We start from the raw sequence: 26,471 nt of genomic DNA, 5'->3' as shown, positions 1-26,471 counted from the left end.
GTTGAAGAGGAGGTATTAGTATAGCGTTATTTTTGAGCAAAAAAAAAGCAGCAATTTAATTGCTGCTTAGTTTCATTGAGCTGTGAGTATTAATGTTCACAGCTATTAGTATTTATCTCTGTTTTACGGTGAAATGGCTTAGCGTACATAGCTAGCACTAATGGTTTTAACTCTTCAGGTACACAGGCTAAACGTTGTTCAAATGTCGCTGTATCAGGAGAGTCTATTACCGCATCTTTACAACCACCAGCGATGTAATTGCCTGGGTGTAAATAAAACGAATCAACAATTTGCCTATCAATTGTTTTAGCAAGCTCTTCAGCACTATCACATTTAGATTCAATTGGTTGCCCAAATGCTAAATGCACGTGCCCTTTAGCAGTACTAAAGCCTTCAACAATGCTCGCAATATCTTCACCAGCCGATTTAACGTACTCACCATGATGCTGCTTGTGGTAAAGCTCTTTGGCTTTAGCAATTGCACACGGCTCATATTGATAAGAAATAGAAACAGGCACTATTTTTAACTCTTTAATATAATCGCCAAACTCTTTCTTTTGTTTACGCCCATTTAATTGCAGCATCTTTAAAAGCGCTGGATCAGTTTGATCAAAACCGTCTTTTGCACGCCCTTCTTTTTGCGCAATCCAAATAGAATTTCCACCGACCACAGAATCGTAAATGTATGACGATAATTGAGTCAGTGCTTTTAACATCTCTTTTGGTGCTTTAGCAGAGCGCTTAACTATAAAGCTTTTATTTAGACGCATAAGCTCAGTAATGTAAGGTATTTGCAATAAATTATCGCCAATAGCAATACGCACTGTTTTCATTTTATGTTGGTATAAACCCCAGTTAACTAATGCAGGATCAAGCACTATGTCTCTGTGGTTTGAAATAAATAAATAGGCCTGGTTAGCATCTAACTGTTCTAACCCAGAAAAGGTAACTTTTGATGTGGTGCGTTTCACTAGTTTATCTAAGTATTGTGCCACTTCATTTTGCACATCTTCAACGGTGCTTACTTTGCCCCATTTTTTGCGTAACTGACTTCTTACCATTGGACGCGCAATAAAAGGCACTGCCGATAAAAAGCGCGGTAAATTATACTTTGCTATTACATCAATAAACGCATCATCGTTAATTAAACGTGTAAGCGACGCCGCAACTTCGTCGTCGTTGTATGGGCGTATATCTGCGTATTTATCTTCTAATTCACTCATTACTACATCTACAGTGTTAAAAAACGGTACGCCAAAGCGCACCGTTTATGTCTATATCCGATTATAACTCAGCCAATCTAAAATGCGAAATAACCAAAAAAAACGATTTTTATTTTTAGCAACTTGCTTTAAAGCCGAGTTTAATTACCTTCTATGACCATGAGCTTGCTTAAAAGTGCAAAAATCTGATCAGTCTAGCAAAATACCATGTTCTCAATCTGCTAGTGGGCAGACCACTAATACAAAGCCCTCTAATCATTTGGTAGTAATACCATTAACAAAGCCTTTCTTTCGTAGTACCTTAAGCTCGTATTTTAGATTTTTGATGGATCGTAGGCATCTTTTTACGATTTTAACTCTTTCAGATCCACTTATTTTAGGGCTCATAATGAACATTAATATTCTTGATAACGCAACGTTAGCTAAAACGTCTCTTACTGGTATTGAACAACTTGGTAAATTAACGACTTATGAACTTACTAGCCCAGAGCAAGTTATTGAACATTGCCAAGGTGCTGATGTATTAATCACTAATAAAGCCGTTTTAAACCGCGACACTATTAGCAAACTTACACAGCTTAAATTAATTTGTGTAAGTGCAACTGGTACTAATAATGTTGATCTAGAAGCCGCTAAAGAATTTGGTATTGCCGTAACTAATGTAGCTGGCTATTCAACACCTTCTGTTGTTCAACATACGTTTTCTTTAATTACTAACTTACTGGGTAACACACACCGCTATCAGGCGGATTGCCAGCAAGGCGCGTGGCAAAAAAGTGAAATGTTTTGCATACTCGATTACAGCTTTAACGACTTACAAGGTAAAACATTTGCCATTATAGGCGGTGGTACGCTAGGTAAAGGCGTTGCTAAAGTGGCTGAGGCATTTGGCGCAAATGTTATTGTTGCAGAGCGCAAAGGTGTTAAATGTCGCGACGGTCGTACGCCTTTTGAAGACGTCATTAAAACAGCCGATATAATCAGCGTACACTGTCCGCTAACAGATGAAACACGTGATTTAATTGCACTTAATGAGCTTAAAATGATGAAGCCAAGCGCTATAATTATTAATACAGCACGTGGTGGAATTATTAACGAATCCGACTTAGCGACAGCGCTTGAGCAAAACCTAATTGCTGGAGCCGGTGTTGATGTACTAACTAAAGAACCAGCTGAGCTTTCAAACCCACTTGCTAATTACAAAGGTAATAACCTTTTACTTACTCCACATATAGCATGGGCAAGCACCGAATCTATTGTGCGTTTAATTAATGAAGTAAGTTTAAATATTGCTGCATTTAATAAAGGCGAATCACGCAACCGCTTGGTGTAGTGATTTTATTGTAGTAATCAAATAAGCTAAAAAATGGCTGTTTTTACTAATACATTTAATATTTTATTAGATAAAAACAGCTTAACCCACTTAACAAACTGATTAATAACAACTTATAAATATGGTCTACTCTTTGCTTTAATACAGCTAATAACCAATTAAAAATCTTATTAAGGTAAATAAAAATGAAAAAATCACTTTTAGCAGCCGCTTTAATCGCTCCATTTTTAACAGGCTGTGTTATTGCCGTATCAGATGGTGAAGCTGAGACTCATTGGGCTGGTAAGAATTCATCTAGCTGGCAAGCACAACATAAAAATAATCGTGAAGTTATATCAGAGCTAAAAATGGATAGCAGTTACCAATCTGTTTTGACGCAATTAAAAACGCCTAATTTCACAGAGCTATTAAAAAAAGATGACGATGTATACCAAGTACTTTTTTATGTAACTCATAGCAAACATTCAGATTCTAAAACAACGAAAGATGAATGTACGCCACTTGTATTTAAAAATGATAAGTTAGTGGGCATTGGTGAAACCGCTTTAGGTATGATCACGCAGTAACCAATAAAAAATGTTTGATACAAAAACGCCAATATATGAATATTGGCGTTTTTGTATATTAAGTTTTTAGAGTGCAACTATTCTATCTCGCCCTGCATCTTTAGCGGCATATAGGCCTAAATCGGCCTCTTCTAATAACGCTTGCTCAGCATACACTTTACCACTTTGAGTGGTGGCGATACCTATACTAATAGTGATGTGGTCTGCATTTAATGAGCCTTTATGTTCTATATTCAAAGCATTTACAGCATTGCGTAATTTGTTAGCAAACTCCATAGCCTCATGCCTATTCATTCCAGGTAATACAGCTGCAAATTCTTCACCACCATAACGAGCTATAAAGTCACTACCACGTTCACATTGAGCTGCGAGTGCTTGTGCAACATCCTTTAAACATTCATCGCCAGCACGATGTCCGTAGCAATCGTTGTAACGCTTAAAGTGGTCTATATCCATAAGTAACACCGATAGCGGGGTTCCACTGCGTTTACTTCGGCGCCATTCACGAGCTAAGTTTTCGTCTAGGTAGCGTCTATTTGGGATTTCAGTTAAGCCGTCGATTGAGGCTAACATTTCTAGCAGATCATTTTTTTGCTTTATAAGTAACTGGTTACGAACCCTAACACGCACAATAGAAGGGCTAAATGGCTTGGTGATATAATCCATAGCACCGAGCTCTAGGCCCTTAGCTTCGTCGTCATGGCTACGATTAGCTGATATAAATATAACGGGGATCGATTGAGTTATCGGATTTTCTTTAAGTTGCACAAGCACTTCATAGCCGTCAATTCCTGGCATAATCACATCAAGGATAATTAAATCAACTTGCGCAGTTTTTACAAAGGTCAGTGCTTTTTCACCACTTTCAACTAAGAATACGTCGTGTTCTACTTTAAGTGTTTTTTCAAGTACTAATCTGTTGATTGGATCATCATCTACAATAAGTACTTTAGCTCTTTTCGACATCCCTAGCCCCTACCCCTTTTATAAAAACAATTACCTGTTCTAAATGCATAATAAGCTCTTTCAGTGTTATTTCAACAGGCTTGTTAGTTGTTTTAAGTGTTCTTTCACACAATAAAGCGCAGTGAGACAATCGTCTAAAGCCTAAATTACCTGCTACACCTTTTATACTATGCACTAAGCGTACCAAATCATCCTTATTGGTTGTTTCTTCTATTTGCAATAGCTGGGTTTCGCATAAATTAGCAAATTTACCAATCATTGTATTGAGGAGCTTTTCATCCATACTAAACTGCGTTAATGCGAATGATTTTTCAAAAAAGCTTGGTTTAACTAAGTTTAAATCGGCAATTGCATCAATAAGTACCTTAGCAACAACTGGTTTAGTTAAATGCTTATTCATACCGCACTTTAAAGAACGTTCAATATCAGCGGGTTCACAATGAGCCGTTAAAGCAAAAATAGGCAGTTGCTTTGCGTCAAACTGTTGACGAATTAAAGCCGTAGCTTGGCAGCCATCTATTTGCGGCATTTGCACATCCATCAATATTAAGTCAGGCTTTAAAACTTGCAATAATTCCATGCCGATAGATGCGCTTAAAGCAGTAACAACACTTACGTTTGCTTGGCGTAATACACTGCTAATTATTTCTAAATTAAGTTGATTATCATCAATGGCTAATACAAGTAGACCCGATATATCAACTTTAGTTTCAGCAATATTATATATTACGGCATTGGTACTAGCTTTAGGCTGTTGCTGAGAGTTCAAGCTAAATAGCCTTTGTCCCAATGCCGATGCTTTAACGTGATGCGCAGCTAAATGCTCACTTGTTGGTAAATTAAGTGTGTGCTGATGATTAATAATAATTACCGATGTTTCTTTAGCTGATAACGAATCATTAATTGCTTCAACATTTAAAAGTGCAGGTAAATCGGCCGCATCGATTATTATTTGCTGAGTATTGGAGAGCTTAATTGGGTATTTGAGTACTTCATCTAAATTAATATTAGCAAGCTTTGCATAAGCATTTGTTACTTGCTTAAGCTCTTTACTTTGATCCGATAAAATAGCCAATGTATTAGTCGGTAACATCGTATTTTTAGTGGTATCAACCAAAAAGCTAACGCTGAAGTAAAACTCACAGCCATGGCCTTTTTTACTCTTTAAAGCAATCTCCCCTCCCATTAATGACACCGCATGTTTAACAATCGCTAAACCTAACCCAACACCATGATGTATACGTGTTGAAGACTCATCACCTTGCGTAAAGGCGTCAAATAAACGCCTTTGATCGGCTTCATCTATACCCATCCCCGTATCAATTACTTTAAAGCAAATGTGTTGCTGCTCTAGGCTATCGCTTTCAATAAGTTCCATTTTTAAAGTGATAGAACCTGTTTTCGTAAACTTAACAGCATTTGTTAATAAGTTACCTAATATTTGCTGTAAACGTATACTGTCGCATATCAAATCAGTCGCTATTAACGGGTCAATATCAATAACAAATTCAATACCTTTTCCTTCGCACAATGGAGCCGTTAAACTTTCACAAATATCCACCAGCTCAACCATGCTAAAAGATGCTTGTTTTAAATCGGTTTGCGAACTTTCTATGCGTGCAAAATCAAGCATTCTATTGAGCATTAGCAACAAGCTTTGTGCTGCATGCTTAGCTTGATCCGTTTGTTGTAATTGCTTTTGCGTTAATCCTTGCTCAATAAGCATATCAAGCAGCCCTAAAACAGCATTAAGAGGAGTGCGTATTTCATGACTTAAATTGGCTATAAAGCGACTTTTAGCAAGGGTTGCTCGTTCGGCATCTAGTTTCGATTTAGTTAATGCGCTCACATCCTGAATGTGAATAACGTAATAAGCTGGGTCGCGGTTTTCATCCCATACAAGCGATACACTCAGTTGCAACCAACTTGTTAAGCGCCCTTGAGCAAGCGTTAAGTGGTATACGCGTTTTTTGTCATCTAGCAATTGCGCTAAAGTGCTTTTTATTTGCTGCCATTGAGTATCGTCAAACAATGCTTTTAACTGCTCACCAACCAGTACTGGCTGTTCAGAAAACTGCTTTCTTGCCGCTTTATTTACTTGTAATATTGTGTGCTCAAGCGAGAGTAAAACCACACAGTTAGCCGCAAATTCAATCGCACTTCTAAATTTAGATTCTGATGCTTTTAAGGCCAATAATGCTTGTTGCTGTTCGGTAATATCGCGACCAATACCCATAGTCCCCAACAGATGTTGGTGCTCGTTATAAAAAGGTGCAATAGTAAGTTGATACGTTTTTTTATCGGTTTCTATTCGCTGTTCAACACTGTTTCTATTTTGTAATACTTGTTTTTCAAGCGCATTTATTTGTTGATCGTTATCACCTAAATCATCTACATATTTACCGACTAATGCAGTTTGATCTTTACCGATGTACGCCTCAAATGCTTTATTGCATCCTAAGAATGATCCATCAATATTTTTAAAATAAATAAGATCTGGCACACTGTTTAGCATAGTGTTGAGCAAAGCCAAGTGGCGCTCTTTTGCTTCGTAACTGCGGCTTAGTTTTTCTGATTGCAACTGAACCTGGTCGTCCAGAGCTTTATTTGCACTTTGTAATGAATCAACTAACTGTTTGTTTTTAGTAAATACACGCTTCACTTTAGAAAACCAAGGCTGCCAGCTCAGCGGTACTTTATAATCGAGCTGCACTTCTTGCTGTGTACCGTTACTCTCTAGGTACGACATTAAGTGAGTCATTGGCTTAATAAAAATGCGCTGACTTAACCAAAAAAACACACCAAACATAATACTTAAAAATAGCGTTAAAAATGCAAACTCTAATAGTATTTCATACTTAATTGGGCTTATTAATTGAGGTTTGTGCTCGTAAAATGCTGCGTGAATAGGTAACTCATTCATAGGCTGCATAAAGTAATTACTATCACTAGTTAATACTGTTTTTTTACTATGGTGCTGGGCCAAATCAGGCCAATAATTTTTTAATGCTGTTGCTTGCTCTATTAACTGTTTAGAGCTGGCGATAACTTGATGTGATTGGTTCATAAAAACATATTCACCACTGTTCGGTGAAACCTTTTTTAACCACCCAGAAATTGCCTGAACATCATAAATCAAAATAATGTAATCGGCTGAGCCAGTGCTTCGTTGTCGGCCAATAGCAAAATACGATTTATCATTCACTTTAACAATGGGACTTGAAGTAAGTTTGTTTGGTGAAAATTTTGGCTTGAATTTTCCATTTAGAATTTCAGTAAGCATTAAACTTTGGCTTTTGTTGCGCCTGCTTACATAAGCAAAGCCATTATTATCAACATATGCTACAGCAGACAACGACTGCATTAATGCAAGCGTTGTATTAAACGAAGGCCCTAATGTAATAGCCTGCTGCCACTGCATTAATGCCTTAGCAGATAACGCAAACTCCCCCTTACCTACAATTTCAGTGCCTTGCTCACTAAAGTGACGGTAATAGTAACCATCATATTGATTTATGCCCTCGAGTAAGCTTTGGTTTATTTTTGGATAGGTCGTTTGTTCGTATAAGCTAAACATGGTGGTGAGTAGATTACTCACCGACTCCATCCCGTGAGTAACCTGTGCTGAAACATTCGTAAAATCGGCTTCGCGTTTTTCAACCGTCCGCTCAAGCTTTATATTATATAAGTGCAAGCACAGTAAAAAAGCGACAATCAATGGCACTAAAAGCGCAATAAATAATGAACGATAATAATGCTTCAGAGGTAAAAAATTCAATGTACTGCCTGCCATTTGGCTCGAAAATCAATCGATAGACTATCGAGCCAATTTGTTAAGCGCAAGTTATAAATTTTCTTCTGCAAATGACGCTAAGCGACTACGTACAACACCGTTGAGGTTTATAGTTGCGCTGCCTTCAAAGTTTTTAAAGCGCTCTACTATGTACGTTAAGCCCGATGTTACTGGCGTTAAATAGTTACTATCAATTTGCGCCAAGTTACCCGTACAAATTAATTTAGTACCTTCGCCGCAGCGGGTAATAATCGTTTTAAGTTGAGATGCCGTTAAATTTTGGCTCTCATCTAAAATTACCACCGCATTTTGAATGCTACGCCCACGCATAAAGTTAACCGATTTAAACTGAACATTAGCCTTCTCCATAATGTAGTTTCGGCTTGATATCGGATTTTCGTCGCCTTTGTGCAATACCTCCAGCGTATCGGTAATGGCTGCGAGCCATGGCGCCATTTTTTCCTCTTCGGTGCCTGGTAAAAAGCCAATGGACTCTGCTATTTCTGGCGTATTACGGGTAACTATTACTTTATCGTAAATACCTTTTTCGATGACCATTTCAAGGGCGCTGGCAAGCGCTAACAAGGTTTTACCACACCCCGCAGGGCCGGTTAAAATAACAAGTTCAATACTTGTATCCAGCAGCGCATCAAGCGCCATTCCCTGATAAATATTTTTGGGCTTAACGCCCCATGCTTGTTGATGCATTAAACGCTCAACACCAATATCTTTTAGCGTTATGTGCTCGTCATCGTACGATTTAACACGCGCCGCAAACTGATCCCCTCCATCAAGTAAATATTCATTACAAAATACATCAGGTATTAAGTTTTTAGGCACATGATGAAGCGTATCTCGTCCGTGTTGCTGCGTATTACATTCCCCTACATGGTCCCAAAAATCACCTTCAATTTTTTTATAACCACTAGTGAGTAAGCTGATATCGTCAATAAGTTGATCGGTACGGTAATCCTCAACATATTTAAGCCCTGCGCCTTTGGCCTTTAAACGCATGTTTATGTCTTTTGTTACTAATATAACTTTTGAATCACTGTGCTGCTTTTGTAAATACACGGCGCAATTAATAATACGATGGTCGTTTTCGTTACCCGGCAGACCAGAAATGGAGTCGGCAAATAAATGGTCGTTTACAATAATGAGGGTACCTGCAGAGCTCGCTTTTGCCTTTTTGTTACTCGGCAGCGCCACGCCTTGTAGCATTTGTTCAGGTGTTGCATTTTTAAGTACTTCATCCAATCCACGAATAGCGACGCGCGCATCACGGCTTACGTCGTGTTTTCTGTCTTTTATGTGGTCGAGCTCTTCAAGCACCGTCATCGGAATTACAACGTCATGTTCTTGAAAAGACAAATAAGCGAGGGGTTCGTGAAGTAGTACGTTGGTATCTAGCACATACATTTTACTTTCAAGGTTCGAAGCTTTTTCCATAGCACTTTCCTTACGTTTTATGATTTTTATGCTATACCAAAATAACTAAGTAAAACGGGCAAAACTTAAACCTGCAATACTTAATTGCCAAGGCATAATGTAAGTTTAGTCTATTTGTCATAAAAGTCCGTTTTATTACAAACTGTAATTAGTTTTGATTTACCTAAAAAAGAGTCATAAACAAGTTGTTTTAATAGTAATAATTAACACTTACAAAATTAATTAAAAGTGAGCCAAATAGCGCCTTGCAGTGGTGTTAGCTTACAGGTAACATAGCCGCCTTTTTCATCATAGACGAGACATACATGAATTTTTCCTTAGGTCAGCGTTGGATCAGTGATACAGAGTCAGATTTAGGATTAGGCACAGTTGTTGCCATTGAAGGCCGTCAGGTCAGCATATTATTTCCTGCCAGTGGTGAGAGCCGTGTTTATTCTTCGGCAGAAGCACCTGTTACCCGTGTGGCATTTAATCCTGGCGATGTGATCAAAAGCGTTGAAGAATGGGAATTAGAAGTAGAGTCTATTGAAGTACAAGGCGAGTTACTGTGTTATCACGGCACCCGTGTTGATAACGGCGAAACTGCCAAGCTTAAAGAAACCTTTTTAGATCATTTTATTAAGTTTAATAAACCACAAGATCGTTTATTTGCGGGCCAAGTCGATCGTTTTGATCGCTATACACTTCGCTACCAAACGTGGTTACATAAATTTGAACGTGAACAATCGCCTATTAAAGGCTTAATTGGTCAACGTGCTAATCTTATTCCTCACCAGCTTTACATTGCCCAAGAAGTGGGCAAACGTTTTGCACCACGCGTACTTTTATCAGATGAAGTAGGCCTTGGTAAAACAATTGAAGCGGGCATGATACTACATCAACAAATTATTAGTGGTCGTGCGAGCCGCGTACTTATTGTTGTACCAGAAAATCTACAGCACCAATGGTTAGTAGAAATGCTACGCCGCTTTAACTTACATTTTTCTATTTTTGATGAAGAACGCTGCGACGAAGCGTTTGCAGATTCTCCAAACGTGTTTGATACAGAGCAATTGGTACTTACCAGTCTTGAGTTTTTAACCAAGAAAAAACGCTGGTTTGAACAAGCAACGCTTGCTGATTGGGATTTACTAGTTATAGATGAAGCCCATCACCTAAGTATAAATAACGGCAAGCCAAGCTCAGAATACCAACGTATGGCAGAGCTTAGCCAGGATATTCCGGGCCTTATTTTGCTTACCGCAACGCCTGATCAACTTGGTCACAGCAGCCACTTTGCACGTTTACAGTTACTCGATCCTGACCGTTTTTACGACTACGACGTGTTTAAAGAAGAAGAAGCAAATTATAAAGACGTTGCTGAAGCTGCAAATCAATTACTGCAAGAGCAAGGGCTAGACGACACAGCCAAAGCCACGCTAATTGAGCTATTAAAAGAAACCGATATTACTGATATTCTTGAAAAAGCACAGCAAGGTGATTTACCCGCACGTAAAGAAATACTTAACATGCTGCTCGATCGCCACGGCACAGGTCGTATATTATTCAGAAATAGCCGCAGCGGCATTGATGGCTACCCAAGTCGTAAATTACACGCCTACCCAATGGCATTGCCAAAGCAGTATAAAACGGCTATGTCGGTTCTTGGTAACATGGGCGGCATTCAAAACCCTGAACTAAGTGCACACCGTGCTCTTTTTCCTGAAAAAATATTTCAAGAGTTTGAAGGCGAAAGCGCAAGCTGGGGTCTATTCGATCCACGTGTAGATTGGTTAATCGACACTCTTAAAACGCTTAAGCGCGAAAAAGTACTGCTTATATGTGCTAAAGCTGAAACAGCTATCAGCCTTGAGCAAATACTGCGTGAGCGCGAAGCAATTAAAGCATCGGTATTTCACGAAGGTATGTCTATTATTGAGCGTGACCGCGCTGCTGCATTTTTTGCAGACGAGTACGATAATGCACAAATATTATTGTGTTCAGAAATTGGCTCAGAAGGTCGTAACTTCCAGTTCTCGCATCACTTAGTGTTGTTTGATTTACCATTGAACCCAGATTTACTAGAGCAGCGTATTGGTCGATTAGACCGTATAGGTCAAACACAAGATGTGAACATTCATGTTCCATATTTTGAAAACACCGCTCAAGAAGTATTGCTACGTTGGTACAACGAAGGTCTAGACGCATTCGAATCTACCTCGTCAACAGGCCAAATGCTTTATAAAGAGTTCCGTGATGATCTACTTGAATATATTTCTGCGCATAACTGCGATGAAGACGAACTCGATCCATTACTTGAGCAAGTAGCACAGCAAAATGCAGTACTGCGTAAAAAAATGGAAAGCGGACGAGATCGTTTACTAGAGCTACATTCATCGGGTCAAGGTGCTGCAGATTCACTTGTAGCTGAAATCGAAAAACTCGACAATCAGTTTGAATTACCAAGCTACATGATCAACGTGTTCGACACATTTGGCGTAAGCCAAGAAGATAAAGGCGAAAATACCATTATCTTAAAGCCGACTGAACATATGTTAAACCCATCATTCCCATCGCTTAAAGAAGACGGTATGACCGTTACCTTTGATCGCGACACGGCGCTTTCACAAGAAGACGTGCACTTTGTTAGTTGGGATCACCCAATGGTGCAAGGCACCATGGATATGATTTGTGACGACGACTTTGGTAGCGCATCGGTTGCATTGCTTAAAAACAAAAAGTTACCGCCTGGTACCTTTTTTGTTGAGCTTATTTTTGTTGCAGAAGCAATGGCACCAAAAGTATTACAAGTTGGTCGCTTTTTACCGCCTACACCAATTCGTATATTGCTAGATAAAGCAGGTAATAATTTAGGTGAGAATGTGGCATTTGAAGGCTTTAATCAGCAGTTATCAGCCGTTGGCCGCCAAACAGCAAGTAAACTTGCAGGTGCATTGCAAAGTGCTGTTCACCCTATGATTACTACCGCTAAAGATATGGCACAAGAAAAACTTGAAGTTATTCGTGCAGCGTCGCTTGTTAAAATGCAAACGTCACTCAGTGAAGAGCAAGAACGACTTGTTGCCCTTAAGCAAATTAACCCGAATATTCGCCAAGAAGAAATTACCTTCTACGATAAGCAACGCAACGACCTAACTACGTATATTGAAAAAACGCAGTTACAACTTGATGCAATTCGATTAATAGTAGTTTCACACTAGAGATTTTGGCTTTTAACCGCTAGCCTTTTAAGCTGACTCCAAAGTAAATTTGGAGTCAGCTATTAAAAGCTTAATTAACTAAATAGCTGTATCTATTTAAACTTCATTTTTAAAACCACGTGTTCTTATTTAGATGTGAGCTAACACTACCTATTTAGCTTTATACTAAGTCCTTTGTTGTACTGTTGATTTTACTCAACATAGCCGTATCTAAAAACTCAAGCTGCGCTCTATACAGCTATTGTGTGAGATAGTTGATAGGTTTATTTTCCCTTGCATAAAGTTGTTTTTTTGTTAACCTACTCGCCTTCCATTTTAGTCTTTTTGAGGTGTTTATGGCGTTTCTATCTCGTTCGATATTGGCGTTGTCCATAGCGCTCTCAAGCAGCAGTGTCTTTGCTCAAGCCCAATGCGATGTTGAATTACGTCATGGTTTAATTATTACTGACGATGCGATTCGCATATTAGATAAAGGCCAGACTCGTGTACAAATTAATAACAATAACCAACTATTTATTCGCGGTTATTGGGTTGATTTAAGCGATGACGAAAGCAAAGTACTCGAACAGTTTAGTAATGGTATTCGCCACACAGTCCCCGAATTAGTAAACCTGGCTACCGATGGTGTTAACTTAGGTTTAAGCGCTATTGAACACGTAGTTGAAGGTATGTCAGATAAAGAGCCTGAAGTACTAAAAACACAACTAAAGTATGTAGAGCGCGCGCTAATGGATAAGTTTAAGCGCGGCGATGACTTCTTTTTTATAGCCCCTCAATCACTTTCGCAAATAGATGATTTTTTTACTAAAGAAATCAGCCAGCAAATTCACTCTGCAGTGCATGGATCGTTAGGTGCTATTTTGGTATCACTCGGGGATGCGTTTAAATCGCGCGAAGGTAATATAGAAGATCGTATTAACGACATGGGGCAACGCATGGATATTATCTCAAGAGAAATTGATAAGTCGCTACAAAAAAAGGCGCATCAATTAGAGCTTAAAGCTTCTGAGTATTGCGAATGTTTAAATGCACTCGATGTAACCGAGTCTCGCTTACAAGCAATAGTACCTGGTATGGCCGATTACGATTTAGTGCAAATAAAGTCTTAGTGTACGTATTCGTTTTTAGAATAAAATAACACCGAGTATAAATATACTCGGTGTTTTGCTTTATGATTGATTAAATGATTGATTAAAAATAAGCGCTTCTACTTTTTATTCTAAATTGGTGAGCCCGGCGGGATTGGTAGCACTTTAAAGTTGTTTGGCCATTGCCCTTTAATTAAAAACTGATTTACTTGCTCAGCTAAATATTGCTTAAACGCACTCTCGCCAGTACTTGTATGGCTCAGCATTGAGTTTTGGTTAAAGTCTTCACTCAACTTAACTAAGTAGTAACGTAACTGCGCTTGCACTTCAGGGCTTGCACTATCGCTTGCTACTATATCAGCCATAGCTTTCGCTGTTAAAAATTGCACGCGCTGAGTGATTTTACCTGTCATTGTATTAGGTGATGACACGTTAAACACTTGGCTATATAGCTCCTCAAGTAACTCATCTAAACTATAAAAGTCATTACTACGCGCTTGTTGTTGCGCTAAGCGATTTAAACGCTGTGCATTTAATAAAAGCGACAAGCTGTGCTGCACTGCAACCTCGGGTAATGCCATTGCATCGAGCGTTAACCCTGTGCGCCCAACTATGCTTTCGCGCGATTTAGACTCGCCATATGCTTTTGGCGGAATTAGCGATAACACAGATTCAGGAAGTAATAAGTTACTTGGCTTAAGTGTTGCAAAAATAGCGTTTACCGCTTCTTGCTGTGTTTTTTTATTAACGACTTGTGCGCCTTTTACGGGTGAGTCACCGCGTGTTTCGTATTCATAATCAACACCAGCTATAAGTTTCACTGCAGCCTCAACCTGAAAACGGTGAAACAGATAAAGCGGAACTAGTTTTTCCTCTAATTGCGATAATGAATCACCCGTTTTAATATTATTAATACCAAACTGCGAAAGCGCTTTTTTACGTACGTCGAGTACTCTTAAAAGTTCCTGCGAAGGATTAGTGCCGTTATCCCATAAATGAGCTGTTGGATGCGCGCCACCTTTAGCACGAGCATCACTATCTGATATAAACTCAAGGCCTTTGGCTTTGTTCTCTTTTAAAATAGCAGCAAGTTCTGCGCTTTCATCTTGGTTAGTAAAATCGCTATAGCCATATTTAATTACTTGGGTATCCCACACGCCCATGCCTGTTGCATAGCCGCGCGTTACATCAAGCTTACCTTGTTCATTAAAACTAAGTAGCGGATGTGGGTAATCCATTACTGAGGCTCTATCCCCTACCGATGCTGCAAAGTTATGAGAAATACCTAACGTGTGGCCAATTTCATGTGCGCTTAATTGGCGAATACGATCAAGCGCCATTGCTTGCAAGCTTTTAGCAACTTCATTGCCTTTTAAATAAGGTGCAGCGAGTGCTTCGGCTATTAAAATATCTTGGCGAACACGCAATGAGCCGAGTGTTACGTGCCCTTTAAGTATTTCACCTGTACGTGGGTCGATTACCGAACTACCGTATGACCAACCACGCGTTGCACGGTGTACCCATTGAATGACGTTGTAACGAATATCCATAGGGTCGGCGCTACTTGGCAGCACTTTTACTATAAATGCATTTTTATATCCTGCCGCCGTAAATGCGTCGTTCCACCACTTTCCACCTTCAAGCAAAGCGCTTTTAACGGGCTCTGGAACGCCAGGATCAAGGTAATAAACAATTGGTTTAACAGGTTCACTAATAGGTAAGCTTGAATCCTTTTTAGTTAAACGATGGCGCGGTATATAACGCACATACATTGACTCGCCAAGTGGCGCTGCGTAATCTTTATGTTCTATACTCCAAAAACCTGATTGTGGATTAAACTTGCGCGGCGTGTAGTTATCGTCTGGTAATTGAATAAGTGAATGGTGCATGTGTACGGTAAGTGAGTATGGGTCGGCACTTACTTGGCGAACAAATTCACCTGGTTTTGTGCCTTCAAATGTAAGTACAGCTTCAAGCTCGGTGTTTTTTACAAATGCTTTTGAGCGATTCATATAAACGGCGCTACGTGACTCATCAAGGCTAAAGTTACCTTGCTTACGCGCCGCAAGCGTTCGGCTTACGCCGTGTACATCACTTAATAAATAAGGTGTGTAATCAATAAGTGCTGTGGCTTTATCTTCTGCGACCACTTTAAAACCAGCAAGTATACTTGATGCAAACGCCTCTTTAATACTTTGCTGTTCGGCCTTGTTACTTGTGTTGGCACGATAGTAAGTATTTACAGCCCGCAGCATTACTTTGTCGCCAAAACGCTCAAACTGCACAAGGTGAGTATTACCAAGCTGACCTCTATCAAGGCCTATGTCGTTAGAGCCAATACCGTAAGGCAAGCTTTGCTGCAGTAAAAATTGTTGTTCAAACTTATCAACTTTTAAATATACTTTTCCGTTTTGGGTATCGTAAAAAAACGAATAATAGCCCGGAAAATGATTCATTTGCGTAGTAAATTCATCAATTGACTTAATTGCTGCGTGCGCTTGAGTTATGATAGAGCACAGCACAGTAAAGAATATGTAACTTAGTAGTGGTATTTTTTTCATAATCTTATCTTTGTTATTTGTGTTTTAAGTACGATTAGGTGGTCCCATTATAGGGTGCTATTTAAACAATACAGTTATTTAAGACGAATTTCAGCGCTCTAAGCTAATCTCTCTCACATTATGATTGGTTTTAACACGTTATCAGGAAAATAGAATGCGTAGACTCCCTCCAGTATTACTTGAAGATGGTTGTTCAAGAGAACTTTTATCATTAATTCGAACAATTTTAGCGGCATGTAAAGAAATTTCGTTTCGCGTTGGTCAAGGCGCGCTTTCTGGCGTATTGGGCTCAACCCTTGATGAAAACATTCAAGGTGAAACTCAAAAAAAGCTCGATGTATTATCTAATCAGCTGTTAAAAGATATTTTACTGGAATCAGGTACGGTTAAAGCAATCGCCTCTGAAGAAGAAGACTACACAGTAGCAGGTAACCCAGACGCTAAATTTATAGTGGCATTTGATCCATTGGATGGCTCGTCAAATACCGATATTAACTCGCTTGTCGGTACTATATTTTCTATTATGGAAGCGCCTGAAGGTTCTGATGCCGCTGACGAAAGCATTTTTATGCAGCCAGGTCATAAGCAAGTTGCAGCAGGTTACGTACTTTACGGCCCGTCAACAATGCTTGCGCTGACTACAGGTAAAGGCACGCGTATGTTTACCCTTGATAAAACACAAGGCAGCTTTTTACTTACACAAGATTTTGCTGATATTCCTGCTGATACAAACGAATTTGCCATTAATACGTCTAACCAACGCCATTGGCAACCAGCTATGCAAAACTACATCGATGATTTGCTAGCAGGTGATACAGGCCCGCGCGCTAAAAACTTTAATATGCGCTGGATTGCAGCAATGGTGGGCGATGTGCATCGTGTACTTAGCCGTGGTGGTTTATTTACTTACCCTAGTGACACTAAAGATCCTAAAAAGCCAAATAAATTACGCCTACTTTACGAAGCAAATCCAATGGCTATGTTAGTAGAGCAAGCTGGCGGTATCGCATCAACCGGTACCGAGCGTATTATGGATATTCAGCCTGATGCAATCCACCAGCGTGTAGCCGTTATTTTAGGTTCTAAAAACGAAGTCGAAACGTGCTTGGGATATCATAAATAATCGCTTAAAACGATTGTCTTCAATTTAAAAAACCGCATTCAATTGAAATGCGGTTTTTTTGTAGGTGAGGTTTTACACCTCGCTTTTTAACCACCAAAGCCACGCTACATGAGCGCGAAATAAATTCGCACCTACAGGGTTGCATATATTGTAGGTGAGGTTTTACACCTCGCTTTTTAAACAAATCAAATTTTTACTAACGCAACTATTTGCTCAATCTTTTGATGGTTAAGCTCCCCCATTTGCTCACTATTACTGAGTGCATAAATAAAACCTTCGTGCTCTGCACAATCAATGTCATCTCGCGATTCAATTACGTTTGCCCAAAGCTCTAAATCATCTAAGTCTATTTCGTCACTTAAACAGCGCTTAAGTACATCAATTAAAACCTCGGTTGAGAGAGTATAATGAGTTTTATTGCTATCAGCAGGGCTTGAAACGATAACCGATATAGCTTCGTCCCTTTGCTCACCAAATGTAATAAATTCAGCTAATGCTTTTTGTGTATTCATAATATTTGTTATTCTTGGCTCACTGTTACTAAAAAGAATTATAATGACTGAACTTAACTGCACTCAATGCCACAGTACTCTAACGTGTAATGTAGACGATATATCAGCGTGTTGGTGCAATGAGCTGCCGGCTATTTTACCGCTTGATATCACAGCAACAAGTTGTTTATGCCGCAAGTGCACGCTTAATAAAATAAATACTTTTTTAGAGGGTGTTTATACACAACCTATTAAAACCCAAATAGACTTTGCAAAACAATTTAGAGGTAACGAAAATTTAATTGAAGGCCTCGACTACACCATGCAAAGTGGTTACATGATATTTAGTAAGTGGTTTTTTTTAAAGCGTGGTTCGTGCTGCAAAAATGGTTGTAAAAACTGCCCTTATGGTTTTAGAAAGTAAAAACCATTTAATACAAATACGAGCAAACATTGGTTTTTACCTTCTCATTTTCTTCTCTTTCACTTTTTCTTGTGAGTAATATTTTTAAATACTGTTATTCACAAAGAGGTTTAGAGGCGCTGCGCTTTTAGAGTAAGCATTAGTTTTACCTTCTCATTTTCTTCTCTTTCACTTCTCCTTGTGAGTAATATTTTTAAATACTGTTATTCACAAAGAGGTTTAGAGACGCTGCGCTTTTAACGTGAGCAAGCTTTACATATCCAACACGTCTACTTTTCTCCCGTGGCGATGGGCAATGAATCACTTGCGCCCCACTCACTCCACGAACCATCATAAACGCTTAAATTACTGTAACCACACTCGGTAGCAAATAACGCTAAAACACAGGCTGTAATACCTGAGCCACAGCTAAATTGTAGCTGCTGCGCATCATCAACCACGTCATTAAATATCGCTTTAATTTCAGTAAGTGGTTTTGCTTCACCTTTATTGAGTAAATTCATAAAAGGTAACGAGCGACTATTTGGGATATGCCCGCTACGCATACCTTTTCGGGGTTCACTTTCTTCGCCTGTAAAACGCTTATAAGCACGTGCATCTAGCAATGCAGTGCTGGGCTCATCGATTACGTCAACCACTTGTTGGCTATTAATAAAATACGCAGAGTTATAGTTTGCCGTAAAATCACCTTTACCTGACGCTTTGCTATAACCTTGTTGTGTGGCGTAATCGCTCTCTAACCACTTTTTAAGGCCACCACTGAGTACTTTAACATTGTGATGCCCCATAGCTTTAAACATCCACCACGCTCTTGCTGCGCTAAATAAACCGCCATCTTCGTATACAACTATAAACGAGTCGTTATTTACACCTGCATTTTGCATCATGTGGGTAAACTGCTGCTCGCTGCATACCATACTTGGTAAGGGATTTGATCTATCGGCCAATTCGTTTTTTATGTCAAAACGTTTAGCGTTAGGCAGCATTGCTTGCGGCGAATAAGTACCCAAAACACCTGGGCGCAGCATACCTGCATCAAATATCACTAATGCAGGATTATTAAGTTGCTCGTGTAATTGCTGACAGCTAATTAGGTTTTTCATTAATTATTTAGCACTACATATTTTGTCTAATACGTTTCTTAATTTCGTACTAGATGTATGAGAGGTATAAGAGAAATAACATATTTCAACATTAAACTTTTTAAAGTCAGCTTCTATTTGGTTCCACTTATCGGTGCCCTTCCAATCATCACCCACGAACATTTTATCAAATTTTAAGTTGTTCCAGGCTTCTTCTTTGTCATAGTTAACCTGGGGAACAACTTCATCAACAAATTTTATTGCTTCAACTATTTCCATACGCTCCTGAAAAGGAATCACTGGCTCTTTATTTTTAGCTGACTTGCTTAACTCATCGGTAGTAATACCCACAATTAAGTAATCACACTCTAATTTGGCTCTTTTCAGAATATTTAAATGACCTATGTGGAATAAGTCAAAAACACCCGTTGTATATCCAATTTTTTTCATTTCTAAAGCCCAATTATAATTTAGAGTTTATAAATCCTTTTAGTAGTTCGATTACATCCAAATACTTTTGTAATAGTTATTTATTTTTTATTAAATATTGAACAATTCTGTTACTTGCTTTACCGTCCATTTTACCCGCTAACTTTTCTGATAAAGACAATCTAATATTAGCTAAGCTTTCTGGTTCAGCCAGTTGTTGTTCAACTAACTTTTTAAGGTTTTTATATTTTTTGGCGTGTATAGCAACATTCGCATACTCACCATAATCTTGATCCATTCGCTTTTTAAAACGATATGAAAATATTCCTTTGTATCCCCAACGCAACTTCAAAAAATCGCACCAAATGACCGGCTTGTTTAACAGAGCAAATTCAAATAAAGCTGATGATGCATCACTAATCAATAAATCTGCTTTATCTAAAAAAGGCACTAACGAATAATCTTCTACTTTTGCTAAATATACATTGGGATACGTTGACCAATGATCTAGCAATTTCACGTGTTTTTTATAACGCTCTTTACTAATAGAAAAGTAATGAGGTTTTATTAAGATGTTGTAATCGCCAAAATGTTCCGGCCAATTTTCAGGAAATAACTCTAAGCTGCTTGGATAAAATGTAGGAGCGTATAAAATAGTTTGTTTTTTATTATCAAAGTTAGTTAATTCTAACGTGCCATCAATTTTTTCCTTATTGAAAATAGGGTCTAATTTGCAAAAGCCTACATCAACAAATTCATCATTTGGATACATTGATTTTAAACGGTTTAGTCTGTACTGACCTTCAACAAACCTAACTGTCATTGCTTGACTAGACTTAGTATAGTAACTTGATTTAGGGCCTATTCCATGTCCGAGCTGAGCGCTTTTAGATACTTTATGTAAGCGGTCTAGGTAACAAAAAGAGTTAGCAAAAAAAACCCAATCAGCTTTTTCATTTTCGTAATAAGCAATTGATTGTTGTTGTTCGTTAACCCAGATGTGCTCTAAGTCATAGTCATCTATAACACGCTGAATTAAATGTTCATGGCTATTTTTATAAAATACAAATTTACTTTTGATGCCATTTCTACATAATTCTTTATATACAGGGATATACTGAGGGAGATAGTAAAGGCTTTGTGTATCAAAAATTATATTCATATAGGATCACTATTATTTTTTCTTTATATTCTACCTTGAAAGGAGCATAACAAAAACAAAGTGATTACATTTTTATAATTTCACTACGAAGTGGCGCCATTCTAGAAAGAATATCGTTTTGTAAGCTATGGCTAATATTTTGCTCATTCATTGCATTTATAAGCAAATCAACAACATGATTAAAATCTTTCTCTGTAATATGCATACCAGTATGAATAGCCACCATAGAGTCGCCATCGTATGTACATGGGCCTTCTACTAACATGCACATATGAGTAATAAACCCTTGGCGAAAGTACGCTATATTACTGTGTTCAAAGTAATGAATTATCTGCTCGTCATTACCTATTTGATAGATAAAGCTATCAATAATTCTGCCTATCCCCGCTTTACCATCCAGCTTTTGATAAAGTGAGAGCTTAGTAGAGTTCGCGCACCCACTAAGCAACCCTAAACAAATCAAAAAAATACTAACGCTTTTCATTACCAATACCCTGTTACCGATAAATACCAACCTGTTTGATCGTCAGCCCCTGCAATGCTTCCTAAATCAAGGTAAGCCGCTGTCACACTTACGTGCTTATTAGGCATCCATGCTACAAATAAGTCTTTCCAATCTTGTTCGCCTAAGTTTAAGTTATTTGATTTTTGACGATACTCAACACCTACGGCTACTTCACGACTAAAAAATATAGCTGTGCTGCCTTCAAATAGCACTTTACCACTACCATTTTCTCCACCGTAGCCAAGCAAACCAAGTTGATTAGCTTCGCTGTATCGTGTAGTTACGTTCCAAAACCAGTTATAACCAGCAATAGCCCCTAAATGTAATTTACTAGCAGCAAGGTAGTAGTCAGTGCCGCTGGTATCTTCTGCGCCTACAAGCGTTGCAATACTGCCATCATCCAGTGATTTATGCTGAATACCTAAGCTAAGTTGTGGCCAATCACTGTAAACAATATCACCATATAAACGTATTTTAGCACCTGTAATTGATTGCTCTATTTCAGCATCAAGTGCTGGTACATCAAAGCGCTGTTGGGCATAACTGAGCTCAACACGATTAAATAAATTAAGTTGTGCACCACATACGTCAAGTGTGTAGTCGGTTACATCTGCGCGGCTACAAAAGCCATTTACCGAAAATTCGTCATCACTTGCGTACCCAGCAAGTTGTGCCCACGGTACAATACCACCGCCGCCACTGCCTTCAATTTGAGAAACGCCCGGCGTAGCTAGCAGTTTTCCATTGCTTGCAATGCTCGGTACACTAATTATTAAAAACAAACTTGCTAATAAGTATTTAATTTTTTTCATAGTATTCCTCCAGCCATTCTTCTAATAGTTCTGCTTTTAAAGGCCTACTTAAGTAATAGCCTTGTGCATGGTCACACTGCATACCTCTAAGTAAATTTAATGAGCCAAGTGTTTCAACCCCCTCAGCTACAACCGAGAAACCTAGCTGATGCCCCAACGTAATTGATGATTGCACTATAAATTGATCTTTTTGCGATTCATCAAGTTTTAGGATAAAGCACTTATCTAGCTTAAGCTCATCAATCGGTAACATTTTTAATCGACCAAGTGATGTTTGCCCTACACCATAATCATCTAATGATATTTTAACGCCAATTGCCTTTAGGTTTTCGAGCGCTTTAATACCTTTTTCTTCGTTTTCGATCATATCGCGCTCAGTAAGCTCAATAGTAATCAGCTTAGGATCTACTTTGTACTTTTTAAGCGTACGAACTAATGCAGCATGAAAGCCCGGAAATGCTATATCTTGCGCAGATACATTTATTGCAGCCTGTAAGTTTATATTTTTAGACTGCCAATCCGCTACTTGTGCTACAACCGTATTAACAACCCACCCTGTAAGCTCAACAATAAGGCCCGACTGCTCAGCTAAGTCAATAAACAGTTCAGGATTAACCCAACTACCATCTTTTCGCTGCCAGCGAATAAGCGACTCAACTTTATCTATTTTTTGCGTTTTCATGTGTAATTTTGGCTGATAGGTCATAAATAGCTGACCATCATCATCACTAATTGCCTGCTTTAATTCATCAAGCATTATTAAGCGCTCTAAGTGCGCCTCGTCTTCACCATTTTGATAATAATGTATGCTCTCTTGTGTGTTTGCAGCACTTTCAACAGCAATTAGCACGCGGCGCATTAAGTCATCACTTGCAATTCCTTGCGTAGGATACTGCACAATGCCCGCACTAAAGCGTAAGTTAATTTTTAGTTTTTGAATGGTGTAGCACGCTTGTAATTGTGCCATTAAGCCAACAATACCGCTTTTGTGTTCGCGCGCTGCCGCAGTCGGAAACACAGTTAAAAACTCATCGCCGCCAATACGAGCATGAAAGCCCCCTAACTCATCCGAAAACTCACTTATCCTGCAAGCAACCGCCTTTAGGCAGTCATCACCAATGCGCGGACCGAGCTTATCGTTTATATGGCGAAGACCTTTGATGTCTATTGCAACGAGCGTGTACTCGGCTGATGAATCTAACTCTTCATCAAGCACCTCAAGCATGGCTGAGCGGTTATAAAAGCCTGTTAGGGAGTCGTGTCTGGCTTGAAAGCTAATTTGTTGCTCGCGCTGATTAATATCATTACCCATGCTATCAAACGCTGCGACTAGCGTGTCTATTTCGGTACTTTGCCTTCGCCCTTTAAATTCAAAAGCATAATTACCTTGTGCAAATTGCCTTGCTATTACAGCTAGTTGAGTAAGTGGCGTAGTTAAGTTATTTGCAAATATGCTGCTCGTAATAACACCTACAAACATAGTTAAAATAGCTAAAATAATAAGTGTAAAAAGAAGTTTTTCGAAGTCACTATAACTTTGTGTTAAATCGGCGCTCAGTAAAATAATTATAGGATGGGTCAACAACGATGGTAAATCTATATCTCGGTTACGATACACCAAATACTCACCAAAAAAACGCGATGTGGTTACGGTACTAAAATAGCTAACAGGTTCAAATTGCTCAGGGCGATTAGCTAATGAACTAATAACAATATCGTCAGCGCTACCTATAAAGCTCACATCCATGCCTGTTAAGCTTTTTAGTTCATGGGCTACATTGTCATCAATTTTAAAACCCACCAAACTATAGGCCACTGTACGTGGCGCTCTTACGGGTAATAAAATAATTTGGTAAAGCTCGTTATTTAGCACCACAAAACTAGACTCTTCTGGCGCACTTAAAAGCTCTTCCATTAACGGCTTTAAGTTATGTGCAAAAGCGTCTTCGTTAGTATTGGCGGAAATTAGCCTACCCGATAAATCAAGTAGCAGCATTAATTCGGCATCAATACGTTGGCTATGATTAAACAGCACACTGCTTATTGTCCCGGCATCCCGCGTTGCTACAGCTTGCTTAAAACCAAAGTCGGAGGTGAGTACTTTTGCTGCGGTTAGTAGTAGGCTTTCTTTTGATTTTAAATATTGCTTATAAACATTTTGCGCTACGGTAATGTCTTGATTTACTTTTTCTTCTTGAAACTTACTCGTAGACCACCAAAAACTAAACAAGCTGACCATAGTGGTTAATAACACTAAGCCAACACATAAAATGGTTATGCGATTTCGTAAACTATTAGTCATTACCAGCCTTAAACTTACTACCAAAGGTATTTCTAGGTGCTGGGGTCGATGTGTTTACTGTTATCTGTAACTGTTTTTGAGAACTAATTGTTATCATTTTTTTATTCTCCAATGGCGCTGTTTGTAAAGGGTGCCACACACTCACTTGTGCAGGCAGCGTATTAATAGGCAAACTAACATAGCCTTTTTTATCTGTTTTATATACGGATTCACTACTAGCTACATAGATATAGCCAACCATAGAGTCATGAATATTACACCCTAAAACAACAACCCCTTGTTGCTCAAACGTAATGGGCTCTTTTGGTTGCCCTGAATATAATCTTAGTTGAAAAGGCTTAGCTTGTGAAAAAGAATAAACATGATGGCGAATATTATCGCTGTTAGGAAAGTTAACTTTTTGACCCTGTTGTACAACTAATAATTCGGGTAAAAACTGCTTATGGACTTGATCCATTATAGCAATGGGCAAATTTGATGGTGTGGCTTGTTTGTCAGCAATATTAAGCTCAACCACTGCACCTGATAACTTTTGGCCGTGTTGATCTTCTATTACTAATTCAATATTAGCACTTAAAGCAAACTGACTAAAAAACAAACCTATAGCTAAAAAGTAACTGCTTTTTACAAATTTTTGCAATGCCCGCTCAAACATAACAACACCTAAATATTAATGTTAGGTTAAGTTAATTAGAGACGAGCACTAATTGCAAGAATTATAGCCCAGTAACTAAAAATAAAGACTTAGTTACTGGCTTTGTTAGCACTTAAGTGCTGCTATTTAACAATTAATCCGTAATCGTTATCTAAAATAGTAATTACTTCTTGGCGAGGATTCTCAGGGATCACAATATCTTTACCTACAATTTTACTCGCTATGCCAACATAGGTATTTGACACTTCAAGCATTACTGATTCAGGTAAAATATAATCTTTTGCTAACTGCTCACGCTCACTCATGCGATCTTTATTTAATAATACGTCGCTCTCTGGCACATTATTAATAAGTAATTGGCGAAAGCCTTCTTTAGAGTTTTCAACAATTTTACCGTTTTTGTATGCAGCTTCATCCCAAATACGCGATGAATCTGGCGTGCCTACTTCATCAATATAAATAAGTTGCTGTGCGCCATTTAAATCCTCTACATAACCAAACTCAAATTTTGTATCTACAAAAATCTGGTCAAGCTTAGCAAGTTCATCACTAATTAATTTAAAACCTTCAACTAACAGTTTTTCGTATTTTGTTACATCATCTGCCGATTTAAAGTTAAATACATCTAAGTTATTAGTAATGTTAGCGCGAGTAATATTTACATCATCAACGGCCGGAATATCGGCAACGCCTTCAATAATACCTTTTGTTGATGGCGTAATTAAAACGTTATCAAGCTTTTGGTTCGCTTTTAAATCCTCTGGCAAGTCAATACCACAAAAGTTACGTATGCCTTTGGCGTAATCGCGCCACATGCTACCCGTAATATATTGGCGAGCAATTGCCTCTACTTTTACTGTACTGGCTTTGCGTACAATCCACACATACGGATGCGGAATATCAACAATGTGGTTACCCGCAAGACCCGCTTTATCAAATAACTTAAACCAATGGGCTGCAACCGAGTTTAACGCTATACCTTTACCTGGTACGCCATTTAAACCATTTTCGCCTTGCCAAATGCAATCAAATGCAGAAATTCGGTCTGAAATAACCATAATCGCCAACTCAGTACCCTGTGGCACTTTGTAGCCTTTATCTTTAATTAGTCGCGCGCTATCTTCATCAGTTAACCAATAAACTGAACGAACTTTACCGCTGTGTACTTCACCTTTGGTACGAATGGGTAAATCATCGTTTACGTCTAAAACTTTATAGCTAGTCATGCTATCTCCGGGGTTAGGGATGCTCTTTGAGCAAAGTATGGTATGGGGTTATATGGGCTGTATAATAATCTAGCCAACCTC

At 38.7% G+C, this 26,471-nt stretch carries 20 protein-coding genes; 6 read left to right on the top strand and 14 right to left on the bottom strand.

Translation table 11 applies throughout. The annotated features are described in order from the left end of the window. Positions 1–89 precede the first annotated feature (89 nt). Complete coding sequence (locus tag I6F50_RS07895; RefSeq protein ID WP_024590668.1) at positions 90–1,223, bottom strand: 1-acyl-sn-glycerol-3-phosphate acyltransferase; 1,134 nt, start codon at positions 1,221–1,223, stop codon at positions 90–92. 388 nt (positions 1,224–1,611) lie between these two features. On the opposite strand from I6F50_RS07895, the gene I6F50_RS07890 reads away from it, so the two are divergent. Beyond that, positions 1,612–2,556 (top strand): D-2-hydroxyacid dehydrogenase, encoded by a 945-nt coding sequence (locus tag I6F50_RS07890; protein WP_197175884.1) that lies wholly within the window; start codon positions 1,612–1,614, stop codon positions 2,554–2,556. A 185-nt stretch (positions 2,557–2,741) separates the two neighbouring features. Beyond that, complete coding sequence (locus I6F50_RS07885; RefSeq protein ID WP_007586943.1) at positions 2,742–3,122, top strand: DUF3192 domain-containing protein; 381 nt, start codon at positions 2,742–2,744, stop codon at positions 3,120–3,122. A gap of 66 nt (positions 3,123–3,188) precedes the next feature. Here I6F50_RS07885 and I6F50_RS07880 read toward each other — a convergent pair whose 3' ends face one another. From I6F50_RS07880 to I6F50_RS07870, 3 genes are read right to left on the bottom strand one after another with little or no spacing between them, the layout of a single operon-like run. Next, positions 3,189–4,088, bottom strand: a complete 900-nt coding sequence (locus tag I6F50_RS07880) for a diguanylate cyclase (protein ID WP_007581985.1) — start codon at positions 4,086–4,088, stop codon at positions 3,189–3,191. Continuing rightward, a complete protein-coding gene (locus I6F50_RS07875; RefSeq protein WP_197175882.1) occupies positions 4,072–7,881 on the bottom strand; it encodes a PAS domain-containing hybrid sensor histidine kinase/response regulator in 3,810 nt (1,269 codons plus the stop codon). Before I6F50_RS07875 ends, I6F50_RS07880 begins: the two co-directional genes overlap by 17 nt. Before the next feature lie 51 nt (positions 7,882–7,932). Beyond that, positions 7,933–9,330: a PhoH family protein gene (locus I6F50_RS07870; RefSeq protein ID WP_010553307.1), complete on the bottom strand. Its 1,398-nt coding sequence runs from the start codon at positions 9,328–9,330 to the stop codon at positions 7,933–7,935. 305 nt (positions 9,331–9,635) lie between these two features. Here I6F50_RS07870 and rapA point away from each other — a divergent pair, with 305 nt between their 5' ends. Both rapA and I6F50_RS07860 read left to right on the top strand, forming a co-directional pair. Further along, positions 9,636–12,530 (top strand): RNA polymerase-associated protein RapA, encoded by a 2,895-nt coding sequence (gene rapA / locus I6F50_RS07865; RefSeq protein WP_024609042.1) that lies wholly within the window; start codon positions 9,636–9,638, stop codon positions 12,528–12,530. Between the two features lie 335 nt (positions 12,531–12,865). Further along, a complete protein-coding gene (locus I6F50_RS07860; RefSeq protein WP_007581974.1) occupies positions 12,866–13,639 on the top strand; it encodes a YggN family protein in 774 nt (257 codons plus the stop codon). A gap of 110 nt (positions 13,640–13,749) precedes the next feature. Here the strand turns inward: I6F50_RS07860 and I6F50_RS07855 are convergent, their stop codons facing one another. Beyond that, a complete protein-coding gene (locus I6F50_RS07855) occupies positions 13,750–16,179 on the bottom strand; it encodes a zinc-dependent metalloprotease (protein WP_197142017.1) in 2,430 nt (809 codons plus the stop codon). A gap of 154 nt (positions 16,180–16,333) precedes the next feature. On the opposite strand from I6F50_RS07855, the gene I6F50_RS07850 reads away from it, so the two are divergent. Further along, positions 16,334–17,302, top strand: a complete 969-nt coding sequence (locus I6F50_RS07850) for a class 1 fructose-bisphosphatase (RefSeq protein WP_024592826.1) — start codon at positions 16,334–16,336, stop codon at positions 17,300–17,302. A 185-nt stretch (positions 17,303–17,487) separates the two neighbouring features. On the opposite strand, the gene I6F50_RS07845 is transcribed toward I6F50_RS07850, so the two are convergent. Beyond that, positions 17,488–17,814: a hypothetical protein gene (locus I6F50_RS07845; RefSeq protein ID WP_165727182.1), complete on the bottom strand. Its 327-nt coding sequence runs from the start codon at positions 17,812–17,814 to the stop codon at positions 17,488–17,490. 43 nt (positions 17,815–17,857) lie between these two features. Between I6F50_RS07845 and I6F50_RS07840 the strand changes: the two genes are divergently transcribed. Further along, positions 17,858–18,217: a DUF5522 domain-containing protein gene (locus I6F50_RS07840; RefSeq protein ID WP_165735484.1), complete on the top strand. Its 360-nt coding sequence runs from the start codon at positions 17,858–17,860 to the stop codon at positions 18,215–18,217. Between the two features lie 269 nt (positions 18,218–18,486). Here I6F50_RS07840 and I6F50_RS07835 read toward each other — a convergent pair whose 3' ends face one another. From I6F50_RS07835 to I6F50_RS07800, 8 genes are all read right to left on the bottom strand, one after another. Next, positions 18,487–19,320, bottom strand: a complete 834-nt coding sequence (locus I6F50_RS07835; protein WP_165740338.1) for a sulfurtransferase — start codon at positions 19,318–19,320, stop codon at positions 18,487–18,489. A gap of 3 nt (positions 19,321–19,323) precedes the next feature. Continuing rightward, positions 19,324–19,749 (bottom strand): adenylyltransferase/cytidyltransferase family protein, encoded by a 426-nt coding sequence (locus I6F50_RS07830; protein WP_004335499.1) that lies wholly within the window; start codon positions 19,747–19,749, stop codon positions 19,324–19,326. A gap of 76 nt (positions 19,750–19,825) precedes the next feature. Further along, positions 19,826–20,890 carry a CDP-glycerol glycerophosphotransferase family protein gene (locus I6F50_RS07825; RefSeq protein ID WP_165727179.1) on the bottom strand — a complete coding sequence of 355 codons (1,065 nt, stop codon included), beginning with the start codon at positions 20,888–20,890 and terminating at the stop codon, positions 19,826–19,828. 64 nt (positions 20,891–20,954) lie between these two features. Then, the gene (locus I6F50_RS07820) at positions 20,955–21,374 is read right to left on the bottom strand and encodes a group 1 truncated hemoglobin (RefSeq protein ID WP_165727178.1); all 420 of its coding nucleotides are present in this window, start codon (positions 21,372–21,374) and stop codon (positions 20,955–20,957) included. Continuing rightward, positions 21,374–22,207 carry a DUF3034 family protein gene (locus tag I6F50_RS07815; RefSeq protein WP_024606990.1) on the bottom strand — a complete coding sequence of 278 codons (834 nt, stop codon included), beginning with the start codon at positions 22,205–22,207 and terminating at the stop codon, positions 21,374–21,376. Before I6F50_RS07815 ends, I6F50_RS07820 begins: the two co-directional genes overlap by 1 nt. Continuing rightward, the gene (locus I6F50_RS07810; RefSeq protein WP_197175880.1) at positions 22,194–24,509 is read right to left on the bottom strand and encodes an EAL domain-containing protein; all 2,316 of its coding nucleotides are present in this window, start codon (positions 24,507–24,509) and stop codon (positions 22,194–22,196) included. Before I6F50_RS07810 ends, I6F50_RS07815 begins: the two co-directional genes overlap by 14 nt. Then, positions 24,502–25,164, bottom strand: a complete 663-nt coding sequence (locus I6F50_RS07805; RefSeq protein WP_165727175.1) for a methylamine utilization protein — start codon at positions 25,162–25,164, stop codon at positions 24,502–24,504. The genes I6F50_RS07810 and I6F50_RS07805 overlap by 8 nt, the downstream gene beginning before the upstream one ends. A 122-nt stretch (positions 25,165–25,286) precedes the next feature. Next, positions 25,287–26,390 carry a phosphoribosylaminoimidazolesuccinocarboxamide synthase gene (locus I6F50_RS07800; RefSeq protein ID WP_197175879.1) on the bottom strand — a complete coding sequence of 368 codons (1,104 nt, stop codon included), beginning with the start codon at positions 26,388–26,390 and terminating at the stop codon, positions 25,287–25,289. Positions 26,391–26,471: the final 81 nt, after the last annotated feature.

It is taken from the genome of Pseudoalteromonas sp. NZS127_1 (assembly GCF_015864295.1).
Taxonomy (GTDB): domain Bacteria; phylum Pseudomonadota; class Gammaproteobacteria; order Enterobacterales; family Alteromonadaceae; genus Pseudoalteromonas; species Pseudoalteromonas arctica.
This window is presented reverse-complemented; position numbering and strand designations above follow the sequence as displayed.

Excerpts from the sequence above, each read along its gene's own strand:
- I6F50_RS07895 (WP_024590668.1), bottom strand. The coding sequence starts at position 1,223 with ATGAGTGAATTAGAAGATAAATACGCAGATATACGCCCATACAACGAC.
- I6F50_RS07890 (WP_197175884.1), top strand. The coding sequence starts at position 1,612 with ATGAACATTAATATTCTTGATAACGCAACGTTAGCTAAAACGTCTCTT.
- I6F50_RS07885 (WP_007586943.1), top strand. The coding sequence starts at position 2,742 with ATGAAAAAATCACTTTTAGCAGCCGCTTTAATCGCTCCATTTTTAACA.
- I6F50_RS07880 (WP_007581985.1), bottom strand. The coding sequence starts at position 4,088 with ATGTCGAAAAGAGCTAAAGTACTTATTGTAGATGATGATCCAATCAAC.
- I6F50_RS07875 (WP_197175882.1), bottom strand. The coding sequence starts at position 7,881 with ATGGCAGGCAGTACATTGAATTTTTTACCTCTGAAGCATTATTATCGT.
- I6F50_RS07870 (WP_010553307.1), bottom strand. The coding sequence starts at position 9,330 with ATGGAAAAAGCTTCGAACCTTGAAAGTAAAATGTATGTGCTAGATACC.
- rapA (WP_024609042.1), top strand. The coding sequence starts at position 9,636 with ATGAATTTTTCCTTAGGTCAGCGTTGGATCAGTGATACAGAGTCAGAT.
- I6F50_RS07860 (WP_007581974.1), top strand. The coding sequence starts at position 12,866 with ATGGCGTTTCTATCTCGTTCGATATTGGCGTTGTCCATAGCGCTCTCA.
- I6F50_RS07855 (WP_197142017.1), bottom strand. The coding sequence starts at position 16,179 with ATGAAAAAAATACCACTACTAAGTTACATATTCTTTACTGTGCTGTGC.
- I6F50_RS07850 (WP_024592826.1), top strand. The coding sequence starts at position 16,334 with ATGCGTAGACTCCCTCCAGTATTACTTGAAGATGGTTGTTCAAGAGAA.
- I6F50_RS07845 (WP_165727182.1), bottom strand. The coding sequence starts at position 17,814 with ATGAATACACAAAAAGCATTAGCTGAATTTATTACATTTGGTGAGCAA.
- I6F50_RS07840 (WP_165735484.1), top strand. The coding sequence starts at position 17,858 with ATGACTGAACTTAACTGCACTCAATGCCACAGTACTCTAACGTGTAAT.
- I6F50_RS07835 (WP_165740338.1), bottom strand. The coding sequence starts at position 19,320 with ATGAAAAACCTAATTAGCTGTCAGCAATTACACGAGCAACTTAATAAT.
- I6F50_RS07830 (WP_004335499.1), bottom strand. The coding sequence starts at position 19,749 with ATGAAAAAAATTGGATATACAACGGGTGTTTTTGACTTATTCCACATA.
- I6F50_RS07825 (WP_165727179.1), bottom strand. The coding sequence starts at position 20,890 with ATGAATATAATTTTTGATACACAAAGCCTTTACTATCTCCCTCAGTAT.
- I6F50_RS07820 (WP_165727178.1), bottom strand. The coding sequence starts at position 21,374 with ATGAAAAGCGTTAGTATTTTTTTGATTTGTTTAGGGTTGCTTAGTGGG.
- I6F50_RS07815 (WP_024606990.1), bottom strand. The coding sequence starts at position 22,207 with ATGAAAAAAATTAAATACTTATTAGCAAGTTTGTTTTTAATAATTAGT.
- I6F50_RS07810 (WP_197175880.1), bottom strand. The coding sequence starts at position 24,509 with ATGACTAATAGTTTACGAAATCGCATAACCATTTTATGTGTTGGCTTA.
- I6F50_RS07805 (WP_165727175.1), bottom strand. The coding sequence starts at position 25,164 with ATGTTTGAGCGGGCATTGCAAAAATTTGTAAAAAGCAGTTACTTTTTA.
- I6F50_RS07800 (WP_197175879.1), bottom strand. The coding sequence starts at position 26,390 with ATGACTAGCTATAAAGTTTTAGACGTAAACGATGATTTACCCATTCGT.